Source organism: Streptomyces canus, from assembly GCF_030816965.1.
Taxonomy (GTDB): Bacteria; Actinomycetota; Actinomycetes; order Streptomycetales; family Streptomycetaceae; genus Streptomyces; species Streptomyces canus_E.
On record NZ_JAUSYQ010000002.1, the window covers coordinates 5,211,538 to 5,235,734 of the forward strand.

Genomic DNA, 24,197 nt, shown 5'->3' on the forward strand with positions numbered 1-24,197 from the left:
GCCGGAGACCGGTCGGATCAGAACGCGGCCTCGTCCAGCTCCATCAGGTCCAGCTCGACGCCCTCGGCGATCTTGCGGGCCAGGGTCACGCCGGGCAGGACGTTGTCCGCGAAGAACTTCGCCGCCGCGATCTTGCCGGTGTAGAACGCCTTGTCCTTGGCGGAGGCCGTCTCCAGCTTCTCGGCGGCGATCGCCGCGCCCTTGAGGAGCAGGTAGCCGACGACGACGTCACCGGACGCCATCAGCAGGCGGGTGGTGTTCAGGCCCACCTTGTAGATGTTCTTGACGTCCTGCTCGGTGGCCGCGAGGTCGGTCAGCATCAGACCGACGATGGCCTCCAGCTCGACGGCCGCCTTGGCCAGGTGCTCACGGGCACCCGCGAGCTCCTCGCCGCCGGTGCCCAGCGCCAGGAACTTCTTGATGTCCTCGGCGAGGGAGTTCAGGGCCGCGCCCTGGTTGCGGACGATCTTCCGGAAGAAGAAGTCCTGACCCTGGATCGCGGTGGTGCCCTCGTACAGGGTGTCGATCTTGGCGTCGCGGATGTACTGCTCGATCGGGTACTCCTGGAGGAACCCGGAGCCGCCGAAGGTCTGCAGCGACTGGGCGAGCTGCTCGTAGCCCTTCTCCGAGCCGTAGCCCTTGACGATCGGCAGGAGCAGGTCGTTCAGTGCGTGCTCGGTCTTCGTGTCCTCGCCCGCGGCCTCCTTGACGGCGATCGCGTCCTGGATCGAGGCGGTGTAGAGGACGAGGGCGCGCATGCCCTCCGCGTACGCCTTCTGCGTGATCAGCGCACGGCGCACGTCGGGGTGGTGGGTGATGGTGACCTTGGGCGCCGTCTTGTCCATGAAGTTCGCGAGGTCCGGGCCCTGGACGCGCTCCTTGGCGTACTCCAGGGCGTTCAGGTAGCCCGTCGACAGCGTGGAGATCGCCTTCGTGCCGACCATCATCCGCGCGAACTCGATGATCCGGAACATCTGACGGATGCCGTCGTGCTTGTCGCCGATCAGCCAGCCCTTGGCGGGGTGCCGGTCGCCGAAGGTCATCTCGCAGGTGTTGGAGGCCTTCAGGCCCATCTTGTGCTCGACGTTCGTCGCGTAGACGCCGTTGCGCTCGCCCAGCTCGCCGGTCTCGAAGTCGAAGAGGTACTTCGGGACGAGGAAGAGGGACAGCCCCTTGGTGCCGGGACCGGCACCTTCCGGCCGCGCGAGCACGTAGTGAAGGATGTTCTCCTCCATGTCGTGCTCACCGGACGTGATGAAACGCTTGACGCCCTCGATGTGCCAGGAGCCGTCCTCCTGCTGGACCGCCTTGGTACGCCCGGCGCCGACGTCGGAGCCCGCGTCGGGCTCGGTCAGCACCATGGTCGAGCCCCAGGTCCGCTCCACGGCGATCCGGGCGATCTTCTTCTGGACCTCGTTGCCCTCGTCGAAGAGGATCCCGGCGAACGCCGGGCCGGAGGAGTACATCCACACGGCCGGGTTCGCGCCGAGGACCAGCTCGGCGTACGACCAGATCAGCGACGGCGGAGCCGTCGTGCCGCCGATCTCCTCGGGCAGGCCCAGCCGCCAGTACTCGGAGTCCATGAAGGCCTTGTAGCTCTTCTTGAAGGACGCCGGGACCGGGGCGGTGTTCGTCTCGGGGTCGAAGACCGGCGGGTTGCGGTCGGCGTCCGTGAAGGACTCCGCCAGCTCGTTCTCCGAGAGACGGGTCAGTTCCTCGAGGATGCTCTTCGCGGTCTCTACGTCCATCTCCGCGAAGGGCCCGGTGCCGTACAGCTTGTCGCGCCCGAGTACTTCGAAGAGGTTGAACTCGATGTCGCGCAGATTCGACTTGTAGTGCCCCATGGCGACGGCTCCGTAAAGAGTTCGGCGAGGCACTTGGATCCTCGCGCTAGTACACATACCAACAAGTAGCTCCGATGATGCTACCCGTCGGTAATAAGTCGCAACCCCGATCAGGCCATCTGTGACGGTTCACACCGCGATGGTCAGCGTGGCGGTGTACCCCTCCTCCACGCTCCCCTTCACCTCCGCGAGCTGCTGGTCGTGGCCGTCCCTGAAGACGCTGTCCGACTCCAGGGAGAGCCGGCCCAGGTTGTCCACGCTGCTCTCGTAGCCCTCGGTGGCGTACACCGTGTCGCAGACGTCCTTCGGGAGCGCGAGCTGCGAGGTGCTCGTGATCGCGGTGGCGCTCGTCGCGTCCCCGAGGCTGCCGTAGACCTCGAAGTGGATGTGCGGCCAACGGCCGGTGTAGCAGCCCGGGAAGACGCTGGTGAAGGTGACCTCTCCCCGGTCGTCGGTCTCCTGGACGCCGCGCAGGTAGTTCTCGTCGGCGACACCCTCGGTGTACAGCGAATAGCCGCCCTCGCGGTCGCAGTGCCACACATAGACGGCCGCGCCCCGCTTCGGGGTCCCGCAGCCGGAGGCGGCGTCCACGACCGTGAGCGTGAAGGTCAGGGGGACGCCCTCGGCGGTGCCGCCCGCGGAGTCACCGAAGCTCCTGGTGATGTCGCTGCGGACGACCCCGCTCTCCTTCAGCACGTTCACGCCGTTCGAGCCGTCGCCGGGGTAGGGCCCGGCGGTCTCCTCGGGGACGGTGGCGCACTCGGCGGAACGCGCGGCGCCCGCCGAGGGCGAAGAGGGTGGGTCGGCGGCCGCAGGAGAAGAGGCGTCGTCGGCCGTGCAGCCCACCAGGGGCACCAGACCCGCCCCCACGCCCGCCATGAGCCGGATCATCCGTCGGCGGGCGAGCACGGGAAGGTCGTAGGAGAGCCCTCTGTCGTGCTCGTGGATCTCGTGCTCATGGACCTCGTCGTCGTGATGTCGGCGCATGAATCGACGCTACGAGCGGGGGGTGCCGGAAGCCCAGGGCCGGCGGCTGTCGGGTCGCTGTCGGTTTCCCGGGTGCCGGTGGCCGCCCGCCACCCCCACCCCCTCGGTACTCTTACGCCCATGTACGGCTACGACCAGAGCGCTGGTGCCCAGCAGCAGTACGGCGTCCCGCCGCAGCAGCCCATGGCCGGCGGTGTGGGCGGGTACGGCCAGCAGCCACCGCTGTACCCCGAGCCGTCCCCGCCCTCCCTCGCGGACGCGGTGCGCGCCTTCACCACCGGGCAGATGTCGGCCGAGGACTTCCAGCAGGTCTTCGCCACGTCCAAGGTCTACTGCCCGCGCGGCGACAACCCCGGATTCCTCGCCCTGCACAACACCCAGCAGCCGGTGATTCCCATGTTCACCACCCTCAAGGAGCTGCGGCGGTACGCGGGCAAGGAGTCCAAGTACTTCGTGATCACCGGCGCCGAGGTCCTCGACCTGCTGCCGACCGGATACGGGTTCGTCCTCGACATGGAGGGTGAGCACCGGATCGTCTTCGACGCGAAGGCGGTGGAGCAGATGGTCGAGTTCGCCATGCGGAGGATGTACGGGTAGCGCGCTCACCGCCTCGCGGATTCAGGTGCCCGGGGAATCAGGAGCCCGGTGTTTCAAGGCGCAGTGACAGGCCGTCCAGGACGATGTCCAGGGCGGCCTCGAATTTCGCGTCCCTCAGCGCCGCCGGGTCCGTGGTCGCCGCCTCCTGCGTCTCGGCGTAGCCCTGGGACAGGTGGCTGTGAGGGGCCGTGGCCTGTTGCACCGCGGGCAGGAGGCGGGCGATCAGGCCCGACTCGGAGTCGCCGGAGCGGGCGACCGTGGTGAGCCAGGCGGCCTCCGTGGTGCTCATGCCGATCACGTACGACAGCACCGCGTCGATCGCCGTGCCGGGATCGGGGAATCCGGCGGCCGTGAACAGCGCCGCCAGCCGCTCCGAGTAGGACATGAGGTTGGGGCCGAGATAGGCGAGGCCCGCCTGGCCGAGCACCGGGGGCAGCCACGGGTGCCGCAGCGCCGTCGTGCGGAAGGACCGGGCCGCCTGCGTGACGGCCGCGCGCCACTCGGGGCCGTCCGCCGACGGGACGTGGATCTCCGCGGCGACTTCATCCACCGCCAGCTCCATCAGCTCGTCCTTCGTGGCCACGTGCCGGTAGAGGGAGGCCGCCCCGGCGTTCAGCCGCGTGGCGAGCTTGCGCATGCTCAGCGCCTCTACGCCCTCCGCGTCCAGCATGACGATCGCCTCGCGCACGATCGCGGCACGGCTGAGTGCCGGCTGGTCGGACTCGCGCTGAGGGCGGGCCCAGACGGAGGGGATGGGGCTCGGCTTCGTCGTCATCGGTTCTCCTTCTTCCGCGGCCCGACCTGCTGCGTACGTCGTTCGCGTCGAGCGTACAGGAATCGGTGCTTGCGTACGCTGTTCCGTTGTGCGTACAGTGTTCGCAACGAAGGAACGGTGTTCACGAAGCCGGAGGGGAATCTCATGGACGACGCCTTGGAAGCCCGCAATCCACGCCGCTGGTGGATCCTGGTCGTGCTCTGCCTCAGCAGCCTGGTACTGGTCGTCGACAGCATGGCGCTGACCGTGGCGGTGCCGGTCATGACCGAGGAGATCGGGGCGAGCGCCCAGGACACCCAATGGATCCTGGACTCCTACATCCTGGTCTTCGCCGGCCTCCTGCTCACCTCCGGCAGCCTGGGCGACCGCTTCGGCCGCCGGAAGGTGATGCTGATCGGGCTCCTGCTCTTCGGGGCGGCCTCACTGGCCGCGACCTGGTGCACCACCCCCGGGGACGTGATAGCCGTACGCGTCGCGATGGGCGTCGGCGGCGCCCTGATCATGCCGTCCACGCTCTCGATCCTCATCACCGTCTTCGACGAGGACGAGCGCGGCAAGGCGATGGCGGCCTGGAGCTCGGTGGCGATGCTCGGTCTGGTCGGCAGCCCGGTGCTCGGCGGCGTCCTGATCGACCACTTCTCCTGGCAGTCGATCTTCTACCTGAACGTGCCGGTGGTGGCCCTGGCGATCGTCGCCGGCCTGACGCTGATGCCGGAGTCGAAGGCGCCCTGGCAGAAGGCCGACCCGCTGGGCGCCGTGCTGTCGGCGGCCGGGATGACCGCCCTCGTCTGGTGGATCATCGAGCTCCCCCAGCACGGGGTGTGGACGACCGCCCTCCCTGTGGCCCTGGTGTCCCTGACCGGCTTCGTGATCTGGGAGAACGTCACGAAGTCCCCCATGGTCCCGCTGGTCCTCTTCAAGCACCGCGACTTCAGCGGCGGTTCGCTCTCGCTGGCCCTGGTCCAGACAGGCAACGGCGGTCTGCTGCTGGTGCTCACCCAGTACCTCCAGTTCGTGCTCGGCTACTCACCGGTCAAGGCGGGCCTGGCCTTCCTGCCCCTGGCGGTCACGGCCCTGCTGGGCAACGGCGTGGGCGTGAAGCTCGCCGCGAAGTACGGCAACCGGTGGGTGATCCTCGCAGGCATGCTGGTGATGGTGGCCTGCTTCGCCCTGCTGACCACGGTCACGGCGGACTCCGGGTTCACCGTCCCCGCCGTCGCGCTCGGGCTGCTCGGGCTCGGCGCGGGTCTGGCGATGCCGGCCGCGGTGGCGGCCCTGATGGGTACCATCCCCGAGGACAAAGCGGGCGTCGGCTCGGCCCTGAACGACACCGTCCAGCAGGCCGGCACCGCGCTGGGCATCGCGATCCTCGGTTCGCTCCTGTCGAGCGGATTCGCCGGCCGGATGCCCGAGGGGACGCCGGAGCAGGCGAGGCACTCGATAGCCGCGGCGGTGGCCCTGAAGGATCCGGGGCTGGTCGCGGCGGCCCGCGAGGCCTTCACCGCCTCGATGTCCATGACCTTCACAGTCAGCGCGATCGGTGTCCTGGCGGCGGCGCTGCTGGCGACGCTGGTGATGCGGGACGACCGGCGGACACCGGAGAAGACGGCTGACCGGGAACCGGAGCTCGCCGCCTGACCTCTTCAGGGGGTGCGAGGTCTCGGAGAAGCCTGGAGGGAATGTCCTCCGGGCTTCTGCCGTTAGAGGTGGCAGAAAGTTCAATGCTCAACTAAACTCGAACCACAAGGAGGTACCGACATGCCTGCAGTGACTGTCGACAACCCGCTGACCCTGCCTCGCGTGGCCGCGACGGCGGACGCGGTGGCCCGTCCCGTCCTCGGCGTGACCACGGCGCCGAGTGGCTTCGAGGGCGAGGGCTTCCCCGTGCGACGGGCGTTCGCCGGGATCCATTACCGACACCTCGACCCGTTCATCATGATGGACCAGATGGGCGAGGTGGACTACGCGCCGGGAGAGCCGAAGGGGACCCCCTGGCACCCGCACCGCGGCTTCGAGACCGTCACCTACATCATCGACGGGATCTTCGACCACCACGACTCCAACGGTGGTGGCGGCACCATCACCAACGGCGACACCCAGTGGATGACGGCCGGTTCCGGGCTCCTCCACATCGAGGCTCCGCCGGAGGCGCTCGTCATGTCCGGCGGTCTCTTCCACGGCCTCCAGCTGTGGGTGAACCTGCCGGCCAAGGACAAGATGATGGCGCCGCGGTACCAGGACATCCGGGGTGGCCATGTGCAGCTCCTGTCGACCCCCGACGGTGGCGCGCTCCTCCGTGTCATCGCGGGTGAGCTGGACGGTCACCAGGGCCCCGGTATCACCCACACCCCGATCACGATGATCCATGCGACGGTGGCACCCGGCGCCGAACTCACACTCCCGTGGCGTGAGGACTTCAACGGACTGGCGTACGTGCTGGCGGGTCGCGGTTCGGTGGGTGCGGAGCGCCGGCCGATCCACCTGGGCCAGACGGCGGTCTTCGGAGCCGGCGGCTCCCTGACGGTCCGCGCGGACGAGAAGCAGGACTCCCACACGCCGGACATGGAGGTCGTGCTGCTGGGCGGACAGCCGATCCGCGAACCGATGGTGCACTACGGTCCGTTCGTCATGAACACCCGTGAGGAGTTGCAGCAGGCGTTCGACGACTTCCAGAAGGGACGGCTGGGGACGATCCCGGCGGTGCACGGAATGACTGAGGGCGGGCTGTAAGTCCGGTACGGAACGACGCAGGCCCGAAGCCGCAACTTTGTTGTGCGGCTTCGGGCCTGTCTGCGTAGGTGCTACCGGGCTGTGCAGCCTGCCGGAGCGAGGTGGGCGGCCACCGTGTGGATGTCCTCGGTGACGACGACGTTCCTGGTCCTCCAGTTGATCAGGAGTTGCTCGGGCGTCAACTCCGGAGCCTGGACGGGCCGGGCGCGGTCTGTGGGGCGTCGGAGGGTCTGGGCGATGTCGCGCAGCACCTCGACGATCGCGGTCTGGCTGTTGTCCTGGGCCACGGCCAGGGCCGCCAGTCCGGCGGCCGCCGCCCTGCGGCCCCGCCAGCCACCGGGAGTAGGAGCCGTCGCGCTGGATGGTGGCGATGACTTCGGAGACCCACGCCTTGAAGGGCTGGGACTCCAGCTTCGTGCAGCCGCTGACCAGTCGGATCAGGCCCTGGAGATCCACGAGCTTCACGTCTCGTCGTCACTCCCGACCTGCGTTCCGTACCCGCGCCCCCGTCGATTCAGTCGGTGTCGTGCGCGAGCTGCGGGAGTGCTATTCGCCGGGCTCCCCGGAGGACTCGTAGAGCTCGAACCAGATGCTCTTGCCCTCCCCCTGGGGGTCCACCCCCCACAGGTCCGCGAGCAGTTCGATCAGCATCAGGCCGCGGCCCGAGGAGGCCAGTTCGCCGGGGCGGCGCTTGTGCGGGAGATCGTCGCTGGTGTCGGTGACCTCGATGCGCATCCGCCGGTCGCCCGCCTCACCGCGGACCTCGGCGAGCAGCAGCGCGTCCGCGTCGGTGTGGACCAGGACGTTGGTCAGCATCTCGGACAGCAGCAGGACCGCCGAGTCGACCTGGTCGGCCGAGGGCCAGTCGTGCAGCAGTTCGCGCAGTTGCCGGCGGGCCACCCCGACCCGTTCCGGTTCCGCCTGGGCGACCGAGAGCATCGTGCGGCGGACCGGCGGCGCCGTGAGGGCCGTGTCTCCGCAGCCGCAGCCCTCCCCCTGCCGGCACAGCAGCAGGACCGCGATGTCGTCCTCGCGGCGGTCGGCGAGGGGGCCGGTGGTGTGGTGGGAGGAGGGGCCGTGGACGGCCTGGACCAGGGCGTCGGCGAGTTCCTCAAGGCCGCCGTCGTGGCTCTCCAGGATGGTGCGGATGCGCTTCCAGCCGGTCTCGAAGTCGTGGCCGCCGGTCTCGATCAGCCCGTCGGTGCACAGCATGAGCGTCTCGCCGGGCTCCAGGACGATCCGGGTCGTGGGGTAGTCGGCGTCCGGGTCGATCCCCAGCGGGAGGCCGCCTTCGGTGTGGCGGGCCAGGACCGTGCCGTCGGCCATGCGGATCGCCGGGTCGGGATGCCCGGCCCGCGCCACCTCCAGGACGCCGGTCGCCGGATCGGCCTCGACGTACAGGCAGGTCGCGAAGCGCGTGTCGGAGGGGTCGTCGACGCCGTACGTCATGCCGTTCAGGAAGCGTGAGGCGCGGGAGAGGACCGCGTCGGGGCGGTGGCCCTCGGCGGCGTAGGCGCGCAGGGCGATCCGGAGCTGGCCCATGAGGCCCGCCGCCCGCACGTCATGGCCCTGGACGTCCCCGATGACCAGGGCGAACCGTCCTCCCCCGGACTTCGTCCGGGAGGTGCCCCCGGGCAGCGGGATCATGTCGTACCAGTCACCGCCGACCTGGAGGCCGCCGCCGGTGGGGACATAGCGGGCGGCGACGGTCATGCCGGGTATCTCGGGGCCGAGGGTGGGGAGCATCGAGCGCTGGAGGCCGTCGGTCAGCTCGCGCTCCGATTCGGCGAGGCCCGCGCGGGACAGGGCCTGGGCCAGCATCCGTGCCACCGTCGTGAGCACCGAGCGCTCGTCCGGTGTGAACGCGACAGGGTAGGCGAAGCCCGCCATCCACGCACCCATCGTGCGGCCGGCCACCGTCAGCGGCAGGAACGCCCAGGACTGGCGGTCGAAGCGCTGGGCGAGCGGCCAGGTGACCGGATAGCGGGAGCGGTAGGCCTCGGGGCTGGAGAGATAGACGGCGCGGCCGGTGCGCACGACTTCGGCGGCCGGGTAGTCCGTCTCCAGGGACATGTGGGAGAAGGGGCTCTCGTCCCCGGGCTGCTGTCCGTGGTGGCCGATGATCGTCAGACGGTCGCCCTCGACGCCGAAGACGGCCAGGCCGTCGGGGCTGAAGCCCGGCATGGACAGGCCCGCGGCCACCCGCAGCACCTCGGCGGTGGAGCGGGCCTCGGCCAGGGCGCGGCCCGCGTCCAGCAGGAAGGCCTCACGGGAGCGCCGCCAGTCACCGGTGACCGCGGTGCGTCCGGCGGGGGTGCCGGGCACCGGCTCGGTGACCTCCTGGAGCGTGCCGATCAGCTGGAACGACTTCTTCTCCGCGTCGTACGACGGCTTGGAGCGGCTGCGCACGGTACGGATCACCCGGCCCCGCTCGTCCATGATCCTGACCCGGACCTCGGCGAGTGTGTCCTCGGCGACGGCGAGCCCGACGACGCTGATGATCTCGTTCCAGTCGACCGGGTGGAGACGGGCGCGGGCCTGGGCCTCTGTGAGGGTGGTCCGTTGGGCGGGCAGCTCGAGCAGCCGAGCTGCCTCGGCATCGACCGTGACCAGCTCGGTGTCGGTGTTCCAGTGCCACAGGCCGGTCGCGAGGGCGGTGAGGATGTCCCCCACGGCGGGCAGGGGCTCACCAGTGCGCATTGCCCCACTTTAAGAACAGGAGTTCCCGGAGTGCCACTGTTGGCCGAGTCGTAATGGTGGGAGGCGGTCCTGGGGGCCCCGGTAGGCTTGGGGGAGTTTCACGTGAAACAAACCCCGATCCGCGAAGGCTGGATGAACGACGATGCATCGGTACAGGTCCCACACCTGCGGCGAGCTCCGCTCCTCTGACGTCGGCACCGACGTCCGACTGAGTGGCTGGCTGCACAATCGGCGCGACCTGGGCGGCATCCTCTTCATCGATCTGCGCGATCACTACGGCATCACGCAGCTGGTCGCCCGGCCGGGCACGCCCGCCTACGAGGCTCTCGACAAGCTGACCAAGGAGTCGACGGTCCGCGTCGACGGCAAGGTCGTCTCCCGCGGTACCGAGAACGTCAACGCGGACCTGCCCACCGGTGAGATCGAGGTCGAGGTCGGCGAGGTGGAGCTGCTCGGCGCGGCCGCCCCGCTGCCGTTCACGATCAACACCGAGGACGGGGTCAACGAGGAGCGGCGCCTGGAGTACCGCTTCCTCGACCTGCGCCGCGAGCGCATGCACAAGAACATCATGCTGCGTACGGCGGTGATCTCCGCGATCCGTCACAAGATGACGGCGCTGGGCTTCAACGAGATGGCGACCCCGATCCTGTCGGCGACCTCCCCCGAGGGCGCCCGCGACTTCGTGGTCCCCTCCCGGCTGAACCCGGGCAAGTTCTACGCGCTCCCCCAGGCGCCGCAGCAGTTCAAGCAGCTGCTGATGATCTCCGGCTTCGACCGCTACTTCCAGATCGCGCCCTGCTTCCGTGACGAGGACGCGCGCGCGGACCGCTCGCCGGGCGAGTTCTACCAGCTCGACGTCGAGATGAGCTTCGTCGAGCAGGAGGACGTCTTCCAGCCGATCGAGAAGCTCATGACCGAGCTGTTCGAGGAGTTCGGCAACGGCCGTCACGTCACTTCTCCCTTCCCGCGGATCCCGTTCCGCGAGGCGATGCTGAAGTACGGCTCCGACAAGCCGGACCTGCGCGCCCAGCTGGAGCTCGTCGACATCACCGACGTCTTCGAGGGCTCGGAGTTCAAGGCGTTCGCCGGCAAGCACGTGCGTGCGCTGGCGGTGCCGGACGTCTCCGCGCAGCCGCGGAAGTTCTTCGACCAGCTCGGCGACTTCGCGGTCTCGCAGGGCGCCAAGGGCCTGGCCTGGGTCCGTGTGACCGAGGACGGGTCCCTCACCGGCCCGATCGCGAAGTTCCTCACCGAGGAGAACGTCGCCGAGCTGACCAAGCGCCTGTCGCTGGCCGCCGGTCACGCCGTGTTCTTCGGCGCGGGCGAGTTCGACGAGGTCTCGAAGATCATGGGCGCGGTGCGGGTCGAGGCCGCCAAGCGTGCCGGGCACTTCGAGGAGGGCGTGTTCCGGTTCTGCTGGATCGTCGACTTCCCGATGTACGAGAAGGACGAGGAGACCGGCGCGATCGACTTCTCGCACAACCCGTTCTCCATGCCGCAGGGCGGTCTTGAGGCCTTGGAGACCCAGGACCCGCTGGACATCCTGGGCTGGCAGTACGACATCGTCTGCAACGGCGTCGAGCTGTCCTCCGGCGCGATCCGGAACCACGAACCCGAGATCATGCTCAAGGCGTTCGAGATCGCGGGCTACGACCGTGAGACCGTCGAGGAGAAGTTCGCCGGCATGCTGCGCGCGTTCCGCTTCGGCGCCCCGCCGCACGGCGGTATCGCCCCGGGTGTCGACCGCATCGTGATGCTCCTCGCGGACGAGCCGAACATCCGCGAGACCATCTCCTTCCCGCTCAACGGCAACGCCCAGGACCTGATGATGGGCGCGCCGACGGAGCTGGAGGAGGCCCGGCTGCGGGAACTGCACCTGTCGGTGCGCAAGCCGCAGCCGAAGTAGGCGGCATTGTCCGAAGGGGCCCGAAACCGACGCCGGTTTCGGGCCCCTTCGCATGCGGCCCCGCGCGCAGCAAGCCACAGTCCGCTCCCATGCCGAGGACAGTCTTCTTACCTAACTTCGCTTGTCATGACGGGAAACCAGCCGCAACACAAGAAGGACCTGACGCGGCGCAAGGTCGTCGTCGCCGGAGCGGGCGCGGCCGTGGCGGTGGGTGCGGGCGGCACCCTCGCCGCGTCGGGTGCGTTCGCGGGCGAGACGAGCACGAGCGCCGCCGCGAGCAGCAGTTCCACCGCGTCGGAGGCCTGCTACAAGCTCACCTCGCCGCCGTCGACATCTGGCACTGCGATGCGCTCGGCATCTACTCGGGTTACGAGTCCTCGTCGACCGGCGGCGGCACCGCCCCGACCGACGCGCCCTCGGGCACGCCGAGCGGTACCCCGACGGGTGAGCCGCCGTCGGGCGCGCCGACCGGTGGCACCGGTGGCGGCGTCCACCAGGACCCCACCGACGACGAGCGCTATCTGCGCGGCACCTGGAAGACGGACAAGCACGGCCAGGTCACCTTCAGGACGATCTTCCCGGGCTGGTACCGGGGCCGTTGTGTGCACATCCACACCAAGGTGCACGTCAACGGCGAGTGGACGGACGCCGGTTACGAGGGCGGCAACACCTGCCACACCGGCCAGTTCTTCTTCGACGAGGAGTCCGTGCTGGCCTCTGCCGAGGTCGAGCCGTACTCGACCAGCACCACCGCGCGCACCACGCTCACCGAGGACACGATCTACGACCAGAGCGGCACCACCGGCGGCCTGCTCAAGCTGAAGTACAACAAGAAGAACATCGCCAAGGGCGTCATCGGCTCCCTCACGATGGGCGTCGACCCGGAGGCGACGAACGACAACAATTGAGGTAACTCCGCGACCACGTACGAGGCGCCCGGGACGGTGAAGTCCCGGGCGCCCTCGTCGTGCGTGGCGGGGTCAGATCACCCAGAGCAGTCCGTTGCCGCCCAGGAGCGTGCCGTTGCCCCGGAAGTGAGGCCCACGGAAGCGGCCGTGAACATCTTGCTGCCGGTGGCCGTGGGCCGGGTGGAGCCGCCGGGGAAGACCGAGACCGCTCCGGTGAAGTTGTTCTCACCGGCCGCACCGACGAACAGCTCCGGTCTGCCGTCCTTGTTGAAGTCGCCCGGTACGCCCCCGTGTACCGCGGCCGCCGGTGTGGCCGGCAACAACGCGACCACCGTCATGCTCGCGGCCACCAGGGCGGCCGCACTCCATCTGCGGATGTGAACTCCCCCTAGGAAAGGACCTTGTAGCCGCTGAAGCCGGTCGCGATCTTCGTCCTCGCCCCGAACGACCCGTTGCCGTCACCGCTGTTGCGCCACAGGGTGCCGCCGGTGTCGCGGGAGATCAGGTCCGCCCTGCCGTCGTCGGTGATGTCCCCGACGCCGACGATCACGTTGTAGGAGCCGCCCCAGCTGGTGAACAGCTTCGCGCGGGCCTTGAAGGCGCCCTGGCCGGTGCCGTCGTAGCGGTAGAGGGTGTTGGACGTGTCCTGGGCCAGCAGGTCGCCGATGCCGTCGCCGTTCAGGTCGCCGGCGCCGACGATCTTTTTGTAGCCCTTCCAGTTGTCGTAGAGCTTCACGCGCGCGGAGAGCTTGCCGGTGCTGGTCCCCTTGTAGAGGTAGACCGTGCCGGTGGACGCCCCTCGCGCGATCAGGTCAGGGCGGCCGTCGCCGCTGATGTCACCGGGCGAGGTCAGGACGTCGTACTGGTTCCAGCCGCTGGTGCCGAGCGAGGTGTACGACGTCGACGGCTTGACCGCGGCCCCGCAGCCGGGCTTGTACAGGCGCAGGGCGCCGCTGCTCAGCCGTACCAGGACGTCGTTGCCGCGGTCGCCGCTCAGGTCGCCGAAGGGGATCGCCTTGATGGTGGTGGGCCAGCCGCCGGCGCTGACCTTCTCGCCGAACTTGCCCGTGCCGGTGCCGCCGTGGAAGGTCAGGCCGCCGGAGGAGTTGAGGGTGAGCAGGTCGCCGCGGCCGTCCGGGCCGTCGGGGCTGACGAAGTCGTGGCGGACTGCCGAGCCGTGCAGCAGGTAGCCCTCGCCGCTCGTCACCGTGACCGGGGCGGCCGTGCCCAGGCCGGTCGCCTTCAACGTCCAGGTGAAGGCGCCGTTGGGGAAGGCGGTTCCGCTCGACGTCTTGCCGTTCCAGTTCGCCGTCACGTCCGCCGAGGCGGCGCCGCCGGTGATCGTGCGGGTGGCCCTGCCGGTTGCGCCGCCCTGAACGGAGGTGAAGGTCAGGGACCAGGAGGTGACCGGACGGGACAGCTCCCACTGGCCGGTCCAGGCCGACGTGGAGCCGGGCTCCACGTAGCCTTCGGCCTCCGTGCGCAACGCCGTCACCGCGGACGGCGTGACACCGGTCGTGGCCACGTGCGTCTGCTCGAACGTGTCGAACCAGGCGACCAGACCCGTGTACTCGTCGACCGTCCACCGGAAGCGGCGGTCCACGGCGAGACCCGAGTCGGGCAGGCCGGAGGCGACCACGCGGGTGGTGCCCGTCGTGGTGTCCGTAAGGACCAGCCGATCGGCATCGTGGTCGTGGCGGACCGTGAAGCCGTCGCCGAGCAGGACGTCACCGGGGGCCACGGGGACGGACTTGGCCGCCTTCGTGTCATACACGCCCGCCGAGGCGCCGGAGCAGGACCAGTACACCCAGCGGCCCGCCGCCTGGAGCTCGCTCGGCGCACAGCCGAGGTCCGGGACGTCGACCGTGGAGAGGGTCTTCCTCGTGGTCAGGCTGTACGAGGTGAGCCTGCCGGGGGTCGTGGTCGCGCTCCAGAGCGTGGAGCCGTTGAGGGCGGCGGCGCGGACCGAGCGCGTGAGCGGATTGCCGTAGCCGAACTCGCCGACGTACTGCGTCGGGGTCGCACCGCCCGAGTTGTAGACGGCGTAGTTGTCGGAGACGTCGACGATCGCGCCGTCCTTGGTGCCGTACGTCAGCGTGTAGTTGGACCAGCCGTCGTGGAGGGCGACCAGCCGGTCGGCGTTCGACAGACCGGTGCCGCCCTCGTCGGCGTCGTCGAACGTCTGGAGATGGACGTCCTCGGGGCTGTTGCCCCACAGGGCGGAGCAGCTGGTGCCCGGGTAGGGGCACTTCGCGGAGATCGAGTCGCCATCCGTGGCCGCGGAGGCGGTCAGCTGAGTGCTGCCGTCGGTGGTGAGGGTGCGGACCGAGGTGGTGTCCATGGAGCTCGTGGAGCTGTCCTCGGCCACCCGCAGGCTGCCCCGGCTCAGGGCCAGGCCCGTCTTGGCGTTCTCCAGCGGGGGCACCTTGGCGACCCTCTTCAACTGCGGGGTGCCGTCCGCGCCCAGGACGACCCGCTGGACCCACCAGTCGGCGGCGCCCGTGCCGCCGGTGACCAGCGCGGTCCCGTCGGGCGCGGCCAGGGGGGTGCCGTACGACCAGGTCAGCAGCGTCTTCGTGGTGCCGCCGGCCAGGGAGACGGCCCGCACGGAGCCTCCGTTGGTGGCGAGGACCAGCCAGTCGCCGGCCAGGACGGGCACCGGGGTGCCGGCCAGGTCCTCCCCGGCCACCGGGGTGGTCTGCGCGGCGGAGAGGTCGTCACGGGGCTTGAGGTGCAGCCCGGAGGCCTCGGTGTACCAGCCGACGCGGTCCTCACTGAGCACGACCTCCGGCACCGTCTCCCGGGACAGCCCGGTGAAGGCCGGGGTCAGCTCGGCGGTGGCGAAGTCGAGGTAGCCGACGGTGTACGACGTGAACTCGCCGTTCTCGTCGCGGTCCGGGTAGGTCAGCAGGGCGCCCTTGCCGTCGCCGGTGCGCCCGGTGTTGCCCTCCCAGGTCCCGTCGGCGGGCAGGCCGGAGACCACGCGGTCGCGCTGCTTCCCGTCGACGAGGTCCACCAGATGCAGCACGTAGCCGTCCAGCTCCTGGCCGTCGACGACGCCGTTCCACTCGACGGTGACGGTCGTCTCGCCGTAGGTGCCCACGCGGGTGGCCGACTGGCTCAGGTCCACGGTCCTGAGGGCGCCGCCGCCGGGGCTCCACAGCGACACCGGGTCGCCGTAGGTGCGGTGGGGCAGTGCCACGGTGTCGGCGGCCTGCCCGAACACGCCCGAGGCACAGCGCGCGGAGATGTCGTAGCAGCTGGTGGTGGTCGGCTGGTAGACCCCGGTCGGGCCCTCGACGGGGACGGTGACGCCGTCTCCGTAGCCCGTCCACAGCAGGCCCGCGACCCCCGACTGGCGGTGCAGATAACCGGTCGCGCCCGCGGCGAGCAGGCGTTCGGTGCGGGGGGTGTCGCTGCGGGGATCGTCCAGGACGATCTCGGTGGTGCCGGCCGTGGCGGTCGTGGCCGCCTGCGCGCCGGTGTCCTCGGTGCTGGAGAACAGGGTGATCGAGCCGGCCGCCACCGCTACGGCCAGGGCGGAGACGAGGGTCGTACGTGCCGCTCGTCTCGGGGCGTGTCTGCCCAACGCTGGGTCCTTTCCTGGGAAGTCGGCAAACCTTATAGGTAGGTAAAGAGCCCACCGCCACCGCCCCATGGACATCCCATGGGGGGCGCACAGGTTCCTCGGTGTCCCCGCATAGCGCGGAGGCGTGTCATAGGGGGCATGAGGTCGCGTCGACCTGCTGACACGCTGGAGGAAGCGATGGTTTTCATGGTGCTGCTCGCACTGGTGCTGATCGCCGGGGCGGCCGCCGCGGTGGCCGTGCAGCGGCGGGCGGCCGGCGGGGCCGGGGTGGTGCCGCTGGAGCCGAGGGAGGACTTCGACGCGCGGGCCGAGGCGGAGCGGTGGGTCGAGCGGCTCGGCGGGAGTCTGTCCACGCTGGACGCGGGCGGCGACAAGGCCGCGGGGCAGGCGCTGGCCGACGCCGACGAGCGGTACCGGGCCGCCCGGGGGCAGCTCGCCGCCGCCTGCTCGCCCGCGCAGTACGCGATGGTGACGCAGACCGCCGTCGAGGGTCTCTACTACGTCCGCGGCGCCCGCACCGCCCTCGGCCTCGACCCCGGTCCCGCCCTGCCGGACCTCGGCGCGGCCACCGTCACGGCCCGGGACGGCCGGGTCACGGTCGACGACCGGACGTACGCCGTCTCCGATCGCCCCGGCGGGGCGACGCCCTACTACTACCCGGGTGGTGTCGTCGGCGGCCGACGTGTACCGGGCGGCTGGTACAGCCGGCCGTGGTGGAAGACGGCGCTGGTGACCGGCGCGGCGGGCGCGGGCGGCGACGGAATTTTCTGAACCGTCCTCCCGTCACGGGAAAAACCTGCCCGCCGCGGCAACCTCCCTGATTCCGGCGGCTACTTGAGGACGGAAGCGCCCTTCACCGGTGCTCCACGAAACGCACATGTCCCACCACCGCTCGTAAGGAATCCCCGTGGCCTCTGCCTCCCACCGCCGCTCTCTCCGCACCCGCCGCACCCTGGTCGTCTCCGCCGCCGTGGTGGCCGCGGGCGTCGGTGCCGGTGCCGTCGTGATGAACGCGAACGCCCAGGCCGTGGATCTGTACCACCAGACGCTCGCCGCGAAGGACGGCTGGGCGTCCTCCGGCACGGGCACGACCGGCGGTAAGAAGGCCGACTCCGCGCACACCTTCACCGTCTCCACCCGGGCCCAGCTGGTGAAGGCGCTGGGGTCGGCGTCCGAGACCACCCCGCGGATCATCAAGGTCAAGGGCACGATCGACGCCAACACGGACGCCGCCGGCAAGAAGCTGACCTGCGCCGACTACGCGTCGGGCACGGGCTATGCGCTGACGTCGTACCTGAAGGCGTACGACCCCGCCACCTACGGCCGCTCGAAGCTGCCGTCGGGCACGCAGGAGACCGCGCGCGTGGCCGCGCAGAAGAAGCAGGCCGCGAACATCGTCTTCAAGGTGCCCGCGAACACCACGATCGTGGGGGTGCCGGGCACCAAGGCCGGTATCTCCGGCGGCATGCTCCAGATCCAGAACGTGGACAACGTCGTCGTCCGCAACCTCACCTTCGCCGCCACCGAGGACTGCTTCCCGCAGTGGGACCCGACGGACGGCGACGCCGGCAACTGGAACTCGAACTACGACTCGGTGACGCTGCGGGGCGCGACCCATGTGTGGGCGGACCACAACACGTTCACGGACGCACCGCACCTGGACTCCGCGAACCCGAAGTACTACGGCCGCGAGTACCAGATCCACGACGGGGCGCTGGACATCACCAAGAGCTCGGACCTGGTGACCGTCTCCCGCAACCAGTTCACCCACCACGACAAGACGATGCTGATCGGCAGCAGCGACAGCGAGCCCGCGGGCAAGCTGCGCGTCTCCATCCACCACAACGTCTGGAAGGGCATCGTCCAGCGCGCCCCGCTGGCCCGCGTCGGCCAGATCCACATCTACAACAACTACTACGACGTCACGGCCCTGAACGGTTACGCGCTGCAGTACAGCATCAACTCCCGCGCCAAGGCCCAGGTCGTCGCCGCCGACAACTACTGGAAGGTCCCGGCCACGGTGAAGGTGTCGAAGCTCCTGAGCGGCGACGGCACGGGCGCCATCGCGGGCTCCGGCAACATGGTCAACGGCACGACGACGCACCTGGTCGCGGCCTACAACGCCGCGTCCTCGAAGGACCTGAAGACGAGCGTGAACTGGACACCCACCCTGACGTCCGGCCTGGAGTCGTCGGCAGCCGCGGTGAAGAACCTGCCCATGTCGCTGGCCACGACGACCGGTGCCGGAGTGCTCTCCTAGCTCACGTGTCGTAGGTCCCGTCCCACGGCTCCGCGAAGGCGAGGCGGTCCGGGTAGAGCTCTGCCCACTGTTCGTCCTCGTCCTCGCGGATCACCAGGCCGAAGCGGACGCCCTCGTGGATGACGCTGAAGGGACGGATCGCGATGTCCGTGTAGGAGCGGCGGGGGAGGCTGCGCAGCAGGGTCCCGCGGTGGACCTGGGCGCGGGTCAGCGGTGAGGCGTCACCGCTCGGGTCGCGTTGTTGTTCCGCCCAGGTGCCGGCGCACCAGATGTCCGAGTCGCGGTAATTGCCCTCGGTGTCGAAGGTGTGCAGGACCGCGTACAGGCGCTTCTGCTCTTCCCAGCCCTCCTCGAGGCGGAATCCCTCAGGGAAGGCATATGTGATCGACGCCAGGAACTGACCCTCCGCATACCGCCCGATCGTCTCGGTGCGGTGCTTCGGCTCGTACGCGACAGGAATGACCCCGGGCACTGCCATGGCGCAAACCATACGGCTTGGCGCGGACACGGCGATGCCCGGGTCGGTATCCGGACTGCTCCGGGACTGCTTCCGGATTACTCCGGGGAGCCGCCGAAGCGCTCCTTGTACGTCTCCAGGTCCTCGTCGGTCAGCTTGGCGAAGAGGACCGGGGGGACCGTGAAGGGGGTGCCGGGGGTGAGGGCGGTGAGGGCGCGGGCCTCGTCGGCGGTGATCCAGGTGGCCGAGTCGTCGTTGAGGACGAAGGCCTGGCGCATGGCGGCCGAGGTCGCGGGGATGAACGGCTCCGAGACCACCGCGTACAGGTGGATCAGGTTCATCGCCGTGCGCAGGGTCAGTGCCGCGCCGTCCTTGTCCGTCTTGATCTCCAGCCAGGGGGCCTTCTCCTCCAGGTAGGAGTTGCCCGCAGACCACAGGGCGCGCAGCGCCGCAGCGGCCTTGCGGAACTGGAGCGCCTCCATCTGGGACTCGTACTCCGCGAGGAGGCGGGCGATCTCCTCGCCCAGCTTCGCCTCCGCCTCGCCCGGCTCACCGCCCGCCGGGACCTCCTCGCCGAAGCGCTTCTTCGAGAAGGACAGGACGCGGTTGACGAAGTTGCCGAGGGTGTCGGCCAGGTCCTTGTTCACCGTCGCCGTGAAGTGCTCCCAGGTGAAGGACGAGTCGTCCGACTCGGGGGCGTTGGCGATCAGGAAGTAGCGCCAGTAGTCCGCCGGGAGGATGTCCAGGGCCTGGTCGGTGAAGACGCCCCGCTTCTGGGACGTGGAGAACTTCCCGCCGTAGTACGTCAGCCAGTTGAAGGCCTTGACGTAGTCGACCTTCTTCCACGGCTCGCGCACACCGAGCTCGGTCGCCGGGAACATCACCGTGTGGAAGGGGACGTTGTCCTTCGCCATGAACTCCGTGTAGCGGACGTCGGTGTCGACGTCGTACCACCACGACTTCCAGTCGCGGTTCTCCGGGTCCAGATCCGCCCACTCCTTCGTCGCGCCGATGTACTCGATCGGGGCGTCGAACCAGACGTAGAAGACCTTGCCCTCCGCCGCCAGTTCCGGCCACGTGTCGGACGGGACGGGGACGCCCCAGTCCAGGTCACGGGTGATCGCGCGGTCGTGCAGACCTTCGTTCAGCCACTTGCGGGCGATGGAGGAGGCCAGCTGCGGCCAGTCGTCCTCGTGCCGGGAGACCCACTCCTCGACCTCGTGCTGGAGCTTGGACTGGAGGAGGAAGAGGTGCTTGGTCTCCCGGACCTCCAGGTCCGTGGAGCCGGAGATCGCCGAGCGCGGGTTGATCAGGTCGGTCGGGTCCAGAACGCGTGTGCAGTTCTCGCACTGGTCGCCGCGGGCCTTGTCGTAGCCGCAGTGCGGGCAGGTGCCCTCGACATAGCGGTCCGGGAGGAAACGGCCGTCCGTGGGCGAGTAGACCTGACGGATCGCGCGCTCTTCGATGAAGCCGTTCTCGTTCAGGCGGCGGGCGAAGTGCTGGGTGATCTCGACGTTCTGCTCGCTGGAGCTGCGGCCGAAGTAGTCGAAGGCCAGCGCGAAGCCGTCGTAGACCGCCTTCTGCGCGTCGTGCGCCTGCGCGCAGAACTCGTCGACCGGCAGGCCCTGCTCCTTCGCGGCCAGCTCGGCCGGGGTGCCGTGCTCGTCCGTCGCGCAGATGTAGAGGACGTCGTGGCCGCGCTGGCGCAGGTAGCGGGAGTAGACGTCCGCCGGGAGCATGGACCCCACCATGTTGCCCAGGTGCTTGATCCCGTTGATGTACGGAAGGGCGCTGGTGATGAGGTGTCGAGCCATCGGGGGCTGCTCCCAGGTTGGTCGTGCGGGTGAGTCGCTTCGCGAGTCTTGAAATCGTATCCGACATGGGTGGGCCGCCCGCTTCCCGTTTTACGGGGTGGGAAGGGGGCGGCCCGGTGGTGAGCTGTGGTGATCTTCGGGGGTTGGGAACTTCTGGGGTTTGACTGAGTTCGAGTGTGTTCTGGCGTGTGTGGGTGAGCGCGGAAGCTCCTGGCGGACGTTTGGGGGCGTTGCCCCGGAAGGGGAACCAGAGTTCGCCCATCGAATGTGTGACCTTTCCGGGTGGGGCTCGTTGGTTGTGGTGAGCGGGTTTTCGATGGGCCGTACGGGGGTGTGGGGTGGGTGGGTTGCGGGAGCTTGTGGCGTCGTTCGTCGTGCCCGGGCCCTCGGGGGTGGCGGTCCGTACCCGGCTCAAGGAGCTGACGCCCGGCGATGAGAAGGTCCTCGCGCTGGTCGGCGCGCACCTCGGATCTCTCGCCTCCCGGGACCTGAACCAAGGCCACGCATGACCTGTGGGCTCTGTCCCGGCGTGGCCAGCTCGCCCACATCCAGTCCCTTGAGGCGGGGATCCGTACGATCGCGCACCGGCTGTCGCTGCCGGTCGGCGCGAAGGGCTCGAAGAACATGCCGGGCGGCTACCGCAGCAAGCGGGAGTGGCACGCCAAGTCCCGGCGCCTGCGGGTGCCGGAGGACCGGCTGGAGCGCGCGCGGGCCGACCACACGGCCGGGACCGTGCACGTCGTACGCGGCGGGAAACGCCTGGCCCGCACCCGCCATCACCTGCATGACGCGCAGCTCACCGAGGACCAGTGGCGGCGGCGCTGGGAGGCGGAGCGCTGGTTTGTGCAGGCGGACGGCGAGTCCGGGAAGCGGTACGGCAACGAGACGATCCGCATCAGCCCGGACGGCGAGGTCAGCATCAAACTCCCGGCCCCGCTCGCCGGGTTGGCCAACGCCCCGCACGGCCGGTACATCCTCACCGCGATGGTGCGGTTTCCGCACCGCGGGCAGGAGTGGGCGGACCGGGTGGCGGCCAACCGGGCCGTCGCCTACCGCATCCACCTGGATGTGGCCCGGGGCCGCTGGTATGTGACCGCCGCCTGGCAGATCCCGGTCACCCGAACCGTCCCGCTGGCCGCCGCCCTCGCGCACGGTGTGATCGGCGTCGATATGAACGCCGACCACCTCGCCGCCTGGCGCCTCGATGCCCACGGCAACCCGACCGGCAGCCCCCGCCGGTTCTTCTACGACCTCACGGGCACCGCCGAGCACCGCGACGCCCAGGTCCGCCACGCCCTCACCCGGCTCCTGCACTGGGCCCAAACCTGCGGCGTCAAGGCCATCGCCGTCGAAGACCTGGACTTCACGACAGAGAAGACCCGCGAGAAACACGGCCGCCGCAAACGGTTCCGGCAGCTCATCTCCGGCATGCCCACCGGCAGACTCCGCGCCCGGCTGACCTCGATGGCCGACCAGACCGGCATCGCCATCATCGCCGTGGACCCCGCCTACACCAGCCGCTGGGGCGCCCAGCACTGGCAGAAACCCCTCACCAGCAAGAACAGGAAGAGGACCCGCCACGACGCTGCCGCCGTGGCGATCGGCAGGCGCGCCCAGGGACACCCGATCCGGCGACGGACGACACCGCCCCCACACGACCGGAGTGATCGTGTGGGGCATCGGACCGTCCAGGCCGACCGGCGTGCCCCCGGGCGCGAGGGACCCCGCCCTCCCCTTCCCGGACCACGCACCAGATGCGTGCCGCCGGACCGCGGAGCGAACGCGGGCAACCAGAACGCCCAACACCGTTCGGGGCGCTCGGCTGAGCATGAATCCTGGCAACAGGACTCACTCCCGCTCAGTCTCTAGGAACGGTTACGGGCGCCAGTTCGCCAGGATGCCCTCGTAGATCTCCGCGTCCGTGAGTTCCTTCGGGGTCTCGCCCGCGAGGAAGTGGGACGTGTTGGGGAGCTTGAGCTTGCGGAGGTAGTCGAAGGCCTTGTTCTCCGGGTCACCGAAGGCGACGAAGGAGAAGAAGACGGCGGGGTGGGTCTTCGCCGCCTCGGTGAGGGCCTGGGTGGCGGGGGTCTTCGCGTCCGGGGCGCCGTCGGTCTGGAAGACGACCAGGGCGGGGGTGTCGGGGGAGTTCTTGGTGTGGTGCGCGAGGACTTCCTCGACGGCCGCGTGGTAGCTGGTACGACCCATGCGGCCGAGGCCCGCGTGGAGGTCGTCGATCTTGTTCTCGTGGTCGGTGAGGGTGAGCTCGCCGGTGCCGTCGAGTTCGGTGGAGAAGAAGACGACGTGGACCTTGGACTCGGGGTCCAGATGGGCGGCGAGGGCGAGGGTCTGCTCGCCGAGGGCCTGGGCGGAGCCGTCCTTGTAGTACGGGCGCATGCTCGCCGAGCGGTCGAGGACGAGGTAGGTCGTGGCGGTGGTGCCGGTGAGGCTGTGGGTGGTGAGGGCGGTGGCGGCGGCGGTGTAGGCGGTGCGGAGGGTGGAGGGTACGGCGACGTCGTTCCCATCCGCACCAACCGTGCCGGTCTCGTCGCCGTCGGCGGCCGCGAGGGTATCGTCCGCTGCCGCCGGGGCCGGGGTTTCGGGGGTGACGGCCGGTTCGGGCTCCGGCTCAGGGGTGGCCTCGGCGGTCGGCTGCGGCTCCGGTTCTACGACGGTCTCGGGCTCCGGGTCGGAAGCCGGCTCGGGCTCGGGCGTGACCTCGGCGACCGGCTGGGCGGCCTCGACAGCGACGGTCTCGGGCTCCTGGACGGAATCCGGCTCTGCCTCGGCGACCGGTTCGGCCTCCACGGCGGAGTCGGGAGTGACCTCGGCCGCCGGTTCGGGCTTCGGCTCGGGGGCGGCCTCTGCGGTGGGCGTCGCCTCGGCTTCCGGGGCGGCTTCCGGCTCGGTCTCGACGACCGGCTCCGGTTCCGGTGCGGCCTCCGCCACCAGCGGCTTCTCTTCCGCCACTGCGACCGGGGCCGGCTCTTCGGCAGCAGTCTGCTGTACGGCCGCTTCCTCCGCCACCGGTTCCTCGGCGGGTGCCTCAGCGGATGCCTCGGACTCAGCCTCCGGCTGTTCCGGCGTCGATTCCTCGGCCACCGGCGTCTCAGGCGCCGCATCGTCCCCGACCGGCTGGGTCGGGATCTCCGCGTTCTTCGGGGTCGCCGGCGTCTCCGCCGAAGGCGTCGGCTTGGAGGCCGCCGCCTTGTCGAAGGCCGCTGCGACCAGTTCGTGCTCGGAGGACGTGGAGAGGGTGGAGGTACGAGGTTCGGGGACCGTAGCCGCCTTCGCAGGCGTCGGCTCGGGTGCCGGAGAGGGGACCTTCGGTGCCGTCTCCTGCGAAGGAGTCGTCTCCGCACCCTCTGCCTCGGTGGCAGCCCCCTTGCGTGATCGGCCGCCGAACGCGTTCCGCAGGAGAGTGAGAATGCCCATGTGCGCAACCCTTCGCATGAGTTGTAGCCCGTCAATCCCTGGCCAGGACGGACACGTAAGGTTAGCTGCCCCGGAAGGCGATCTTCGGCAGGGGCGGGTGCACAGGGCTCCGGGCGTCAAGACCTACTTCCGGACTTCACCCGCGTGCGGCATCAACTCCGCTACGTCCACCCCCGGTTCATGCACCGTTCACCGCCC

General features: G+C 69.7%; 16 protein-coding genes and 2 pseudogenes. 8 read left to right on the forward strand and 10 right to left on the reverse strand.

Features of this window, described 5'->3' with window-relative positions; translation table 11 throughout:
* Nucleotides 1-17: 17 nt before the first annotated feature.
* Together QF027_RS25010 and QF027_RS25015 are read right to left on the reverse strand one after the other, a co-directional pair.
* Complete coding sequence (locus QF027_RS25010; protein WP_306978756.1) at nt 18-1,844, reverse strand: acyl-CoA dehydrogenase; 1,827 nt, start codon at nt 1,842-1,844, stop codon at nt 18-20.
* Nucleotides 1,845-1,973: 129 nt separating this feature from the next.
* On the reverse strand, nt 1,974-2,831 hold the full coding sequence (locus tag QF027_RS25015) for an intradiol ring-cleavage dioxygenase (protein ID WP_307077158.1): 858 nt from the start codon (nt 2,829-2,831) through the stop codon (nt 1,974-1,976).
* A 120-nt stretch (nt 2,832-2,951) separates the two neighbouring features.
* Between QF027_RS25015 and QF027_RS25020 the strand changes: the two genes are divergently transcribed.
* Complete coding sequence (locus tag QF027_RS25020; protein WP_057608985.1) at nt 2,952-3,428, forward strand: SseB family protein; 477 nt, start codon at nt 2,952-2,954, stop codon at nt 3,426-3,428.
* Nucleotides 3,429-3,465: 37 nt separating this feature from the next.
* On the opposite strand, the gene QF027_RS25025 is transcribed toward QF027_RS25020, so the two are convergent.
* Nucleotides 3,466-4,203: a TetR/AcrR family transcriptional regulator C-terminal domain-containing protein gene (locus tag QF027_RS25025; protein ID WP_306978754.1), complete on the reverse strand. Its 738-nt coding sequence runs from the start codon at nt 4,201-4,203 to the stop codon at nt 3,466-3,468.
* 144 nt (nt 4,204-4,347) lie between these two features.
* Between QF027_RS25025 and QF027_RS25030 the strand changes: the two genes are divergently transcribed.
* Together QF027_RS25030 and QF027_RS25035 are read left to right on the forward strand one after the other, a co-directional pair.
* Nucleotides 4,348-5,841, forward strand: a complete 1,494-nt coding sequence (locus tag QF027_RS25030) for an MFS transporter (RefSeq protein WP_306978753.1) — start codon at nt 4,348-4,350, stop codon at nt 5,839-5,841.
* Between the two features lie 120 nt (nt 5,842-5,961).
* On the forward strand, nt 5,962-6,933 hold the full coding sequence (locus tag QF027_RS25035) for a pirin family protein (protein ID WP_306978752.1): 972 nt from the start codon (nt 5,962-5,964) through the stop codon (nt 6,931-6,933).
* 71 nt (nt 6,934-7,004) lie between these two features.
* Here the strand turns inward: QF027_RS25035 and QF027_RS25040 are convergent, their stop codons facing one another.
* Complete coding sequence (locus QF027_RS25040) at nt 7,005-7,220, reverse strand: hypothetical protein (protein ID WP_306978751.1); 216 nt, start codon at nt 7,218-7,220, stop codon at nt 7,005-7,007.
* A gap of 259 nt (nt 7,221-7,479) precedes the next feature.
* On the reverse strand, nt 7,480-9,633 hold the full coding sequence (locus tag QF027_RS25045) for a SpoIIE family protein phosphatase (protein WP_307077161.1): 2,154 nt from the start codon (nt 9,631-9,633) through the stop codon (nt 7,480-7,482).
* Between the two features lie 142 nt (nt 9,634-9,775).
* Between QF027_RS25045 and aspS the strand changes: the two genes are divergently transcribed.
* A complete protein-coding gene (aspS, locus tag QF027_RS25050; protein ID WP_306978749.1) occupies nt 9,776-11,539 on the forward strand; it encodes an aspartate--tRNA ligase in 1,764 nt (587 codons plus the stop codon).
* Nucleotides 11,540-11,665: 126 nt separating this feature from the next.
* Nucleotides 11,666-12,447: pseudogene (locus tag QF027_RS25055) on the forward strand (dioxygenase).
* Between the two features lie 77 nt (nt 12,448-12,524).
* On the opposite strand, the gene QF027_RS25060 reads toward QF027_RS25055, so the two are convergent.
* Both QF027_RS25060 and QF027_RS25065 read right to left on the reverse strand, forming a co-directional pair.
* The gene (locus QF027_RS25060) at nt 12,525-12,785 is read right to left on the reverse strand and encodes an integrin alpha (protein ID WP_307082480.1); all 261 of its coding nucleotides are present in this window, start codon (nt 12,783-12,785) and stop codon (nt 12,525-12,527) included.
* A 50-nt stretch (nt 12,786-12,835) separates the two neighbouring features.
* Nucleotides 12,836-16,036: an FG-GAP-like repeat-containing protein gene (locus QF027_RS25065; RefSeq protein ID WP_307077162.1), complete on the reverse strand. Its 3,201-nt coding sequence runs from the start codon at nt 16,034-16,036 to the stop codon at nt 12,836-12,838.
* 177 nt (nt 16,037-16,213) lie between these two features.
* Between QF027_RS25065 and QF027_RS25070 the strand changes: the two genes are divergently transcribed.
* Both QF027_RS25070 and QF027_RS25075 read left to right on the forward strand, forming a co-directional pair.
* Complete coding sequence (locus QF027_RS25070; RefSeq protein ID WP_307077164.1) at nt 16,214-16,807, forward strand: hypothetical protein; 594 nt, start codon at nt 16,214-16,216, stop codon at nt 16,805-16,807.
* 136 nt (nt 16,808-16,943) lie between these two features.
* The gene (locus tag QF027_RS25075; protein WP_307077166.1) at nt 16,944-18,296 is read left to right on the forward strand and encodes a pectate lyase family protein; all 1,353 of its coding nucleotides are present in this window, start codon (nt 16,944-16,946) and stop codon (nt 18,294-18,296) included.
* Between the two features lies 1 nt (nt 18,297).
* Here the strand turns inward: QF027_RS25075 and QF027_RS25080 are convergent, their stop codons facing one another.
* Entirely contained in the window at nt 18,298-18,774 is a 477-nt protein-coding gene (locus QF027_RS25080) for a hypothetical protein (protein ID WP_307077168.1), read from the reverse strand.
* A gap of 77 nt (nt 18,775-18,851) precedes the next feature.
* The gene (gene metG, locus QF027_RS25085; RefSeq protein ID WP_307077170.1) at nt 18,852-20,567 is read right to left on the reverse strand and encodes a methionine--tRNA ligase; all 1,716 of its coding nucleotides are present in this window, start codon (nt 20,565-20,567) and stop codon (nt 18,852-18,854) included.
* A 338-nt stretch (nt 20,568-20,905) separates the two neighbouring features.
* On the opposite strand from metG, the pseudogene QF027_RS25090 reads away from it, so the two are divergent.
* A pseudogene (locus QF027_RS25090) lies at nt 20,906-22,436 on the forward strand (IS200/IS605 family accessory protein TnpB-related protein).
* A gap of 6 nt (nt 22,437-22,442) precedes the next feature.
* Here QF027_RS25090 and QF027_RS25095 read toward each other — a convergent pair.
* Nucleotides 22,443-23,999, reverse strand: a complete 1,557-nt coding sequence (locus QF027_RS25095) for a VWA domain-containing protein (RefSeq protein WP_307077172.1) — start codon at nt 23,997-23,999, stop codon at nt 22,443-22,445.
* Between the last annotated feature and the right edge of the window lie 198 nt (nt 24,000-24,197).

What these genes read in the sequence shown, in the direction of transcription:
- QF027_RS25070 (WP_307077164.1), top strand. Translation starts at nt 16,214, where the DNA reads ATGGTTTTCATGGTGCTGCTCGCACTGGTGCTGATCGCCGGGGCGGCC.
- QF027_RS25030 (WP_306978753.1), top strand. Translation starts at nt 4,348, where the DNA reads ATGGACGACGCCTTGGAAGCCCGCAATCCACGCCGCTGGTGGATCCTG.
- QF027_RS25095 (WP_307077172.1), bottom strand. Translation starts at nt 23,999, where the DNA reads ATGGGCATTCTCACTCTCCTGCGGAACGCGTTCGGCGGCCGATCACGC.
- QF027_RS25015 (WP_307077158.1), bottom strand. Translation starts at nt 2,831, where the DNA reads ATGCGCCGACATCACGACGACGAGGTCCATGAGCACGAGATCCACGAG.
- QF027_RS25025 (WP_306978754.1), bottom strand. Translation starts at nt 4,203, where the DNA reads ATGACGACGAAGCCGAGCCCCATCCCCTCCGTCTGGGCCCGCCCTCAG.
- QF027_RS25020 (WP_057608985.1), top strand. Translation starts at nt 2,952, where the DNA reads ATGTACGGCTACGACCAGAGCGCTGGTGCCCAGCAGCAGTACGGCGTC.
- QF027_RS25045 (WP_307077161.1), bottom strand. Translation starts at nt 9,633, where the DNA reads ATGCGCACTGGTGAGCCCCTGCCCGCCGTGGGGGACATCCTCACCGCC.
- metG (WP_307077170.1), bottom strand. Translation starts at nt 20,567, where the DNA reads ATGGCTCGACACCTCATCACCAGCGCCCTTCCGTACATCAACGGGATC.
- QF027_RS25035 (WP_306978752.1), top strand. Translation starts at nt 5,962, where the DNA reads ATGCCTGCAGTGACTGTCGACAACCCGCTGACCCTGCCTCGCGTGGCC.
- QF027_RS25010 (WP_306978756.1), bottom strand. Translation starts at nt 1,844, where the DNA reads ATGGGGCACTACAAGTCGAATCTGCGCGACATCGAGTTCAACCTCTTC.
- aspS (WP_306978749.1), top strand. Translation starts at nt 9,776, where the DNA reads ATGCATCGGTACAGGTCCCACACCTGCGGCGAGCTCCGCTCCTCTGAC.
- QF027_RS25060 (WP_307082480.1), bottom strand. Translation starts at nt 12,785, where the DNA reads ATGACGGTGGTCGCGTTGTTGCCGGCCACACCGGCGGCCGCGGTACAC.
- QF027_RS25080 (WP_307077168.1), bottom strand. Translation starts at nt 18,774, where the DNA reads ATGGCAGTGCCCGGGGTCATTCCTGTCGCGTACGAGCCGAAGCACCGC.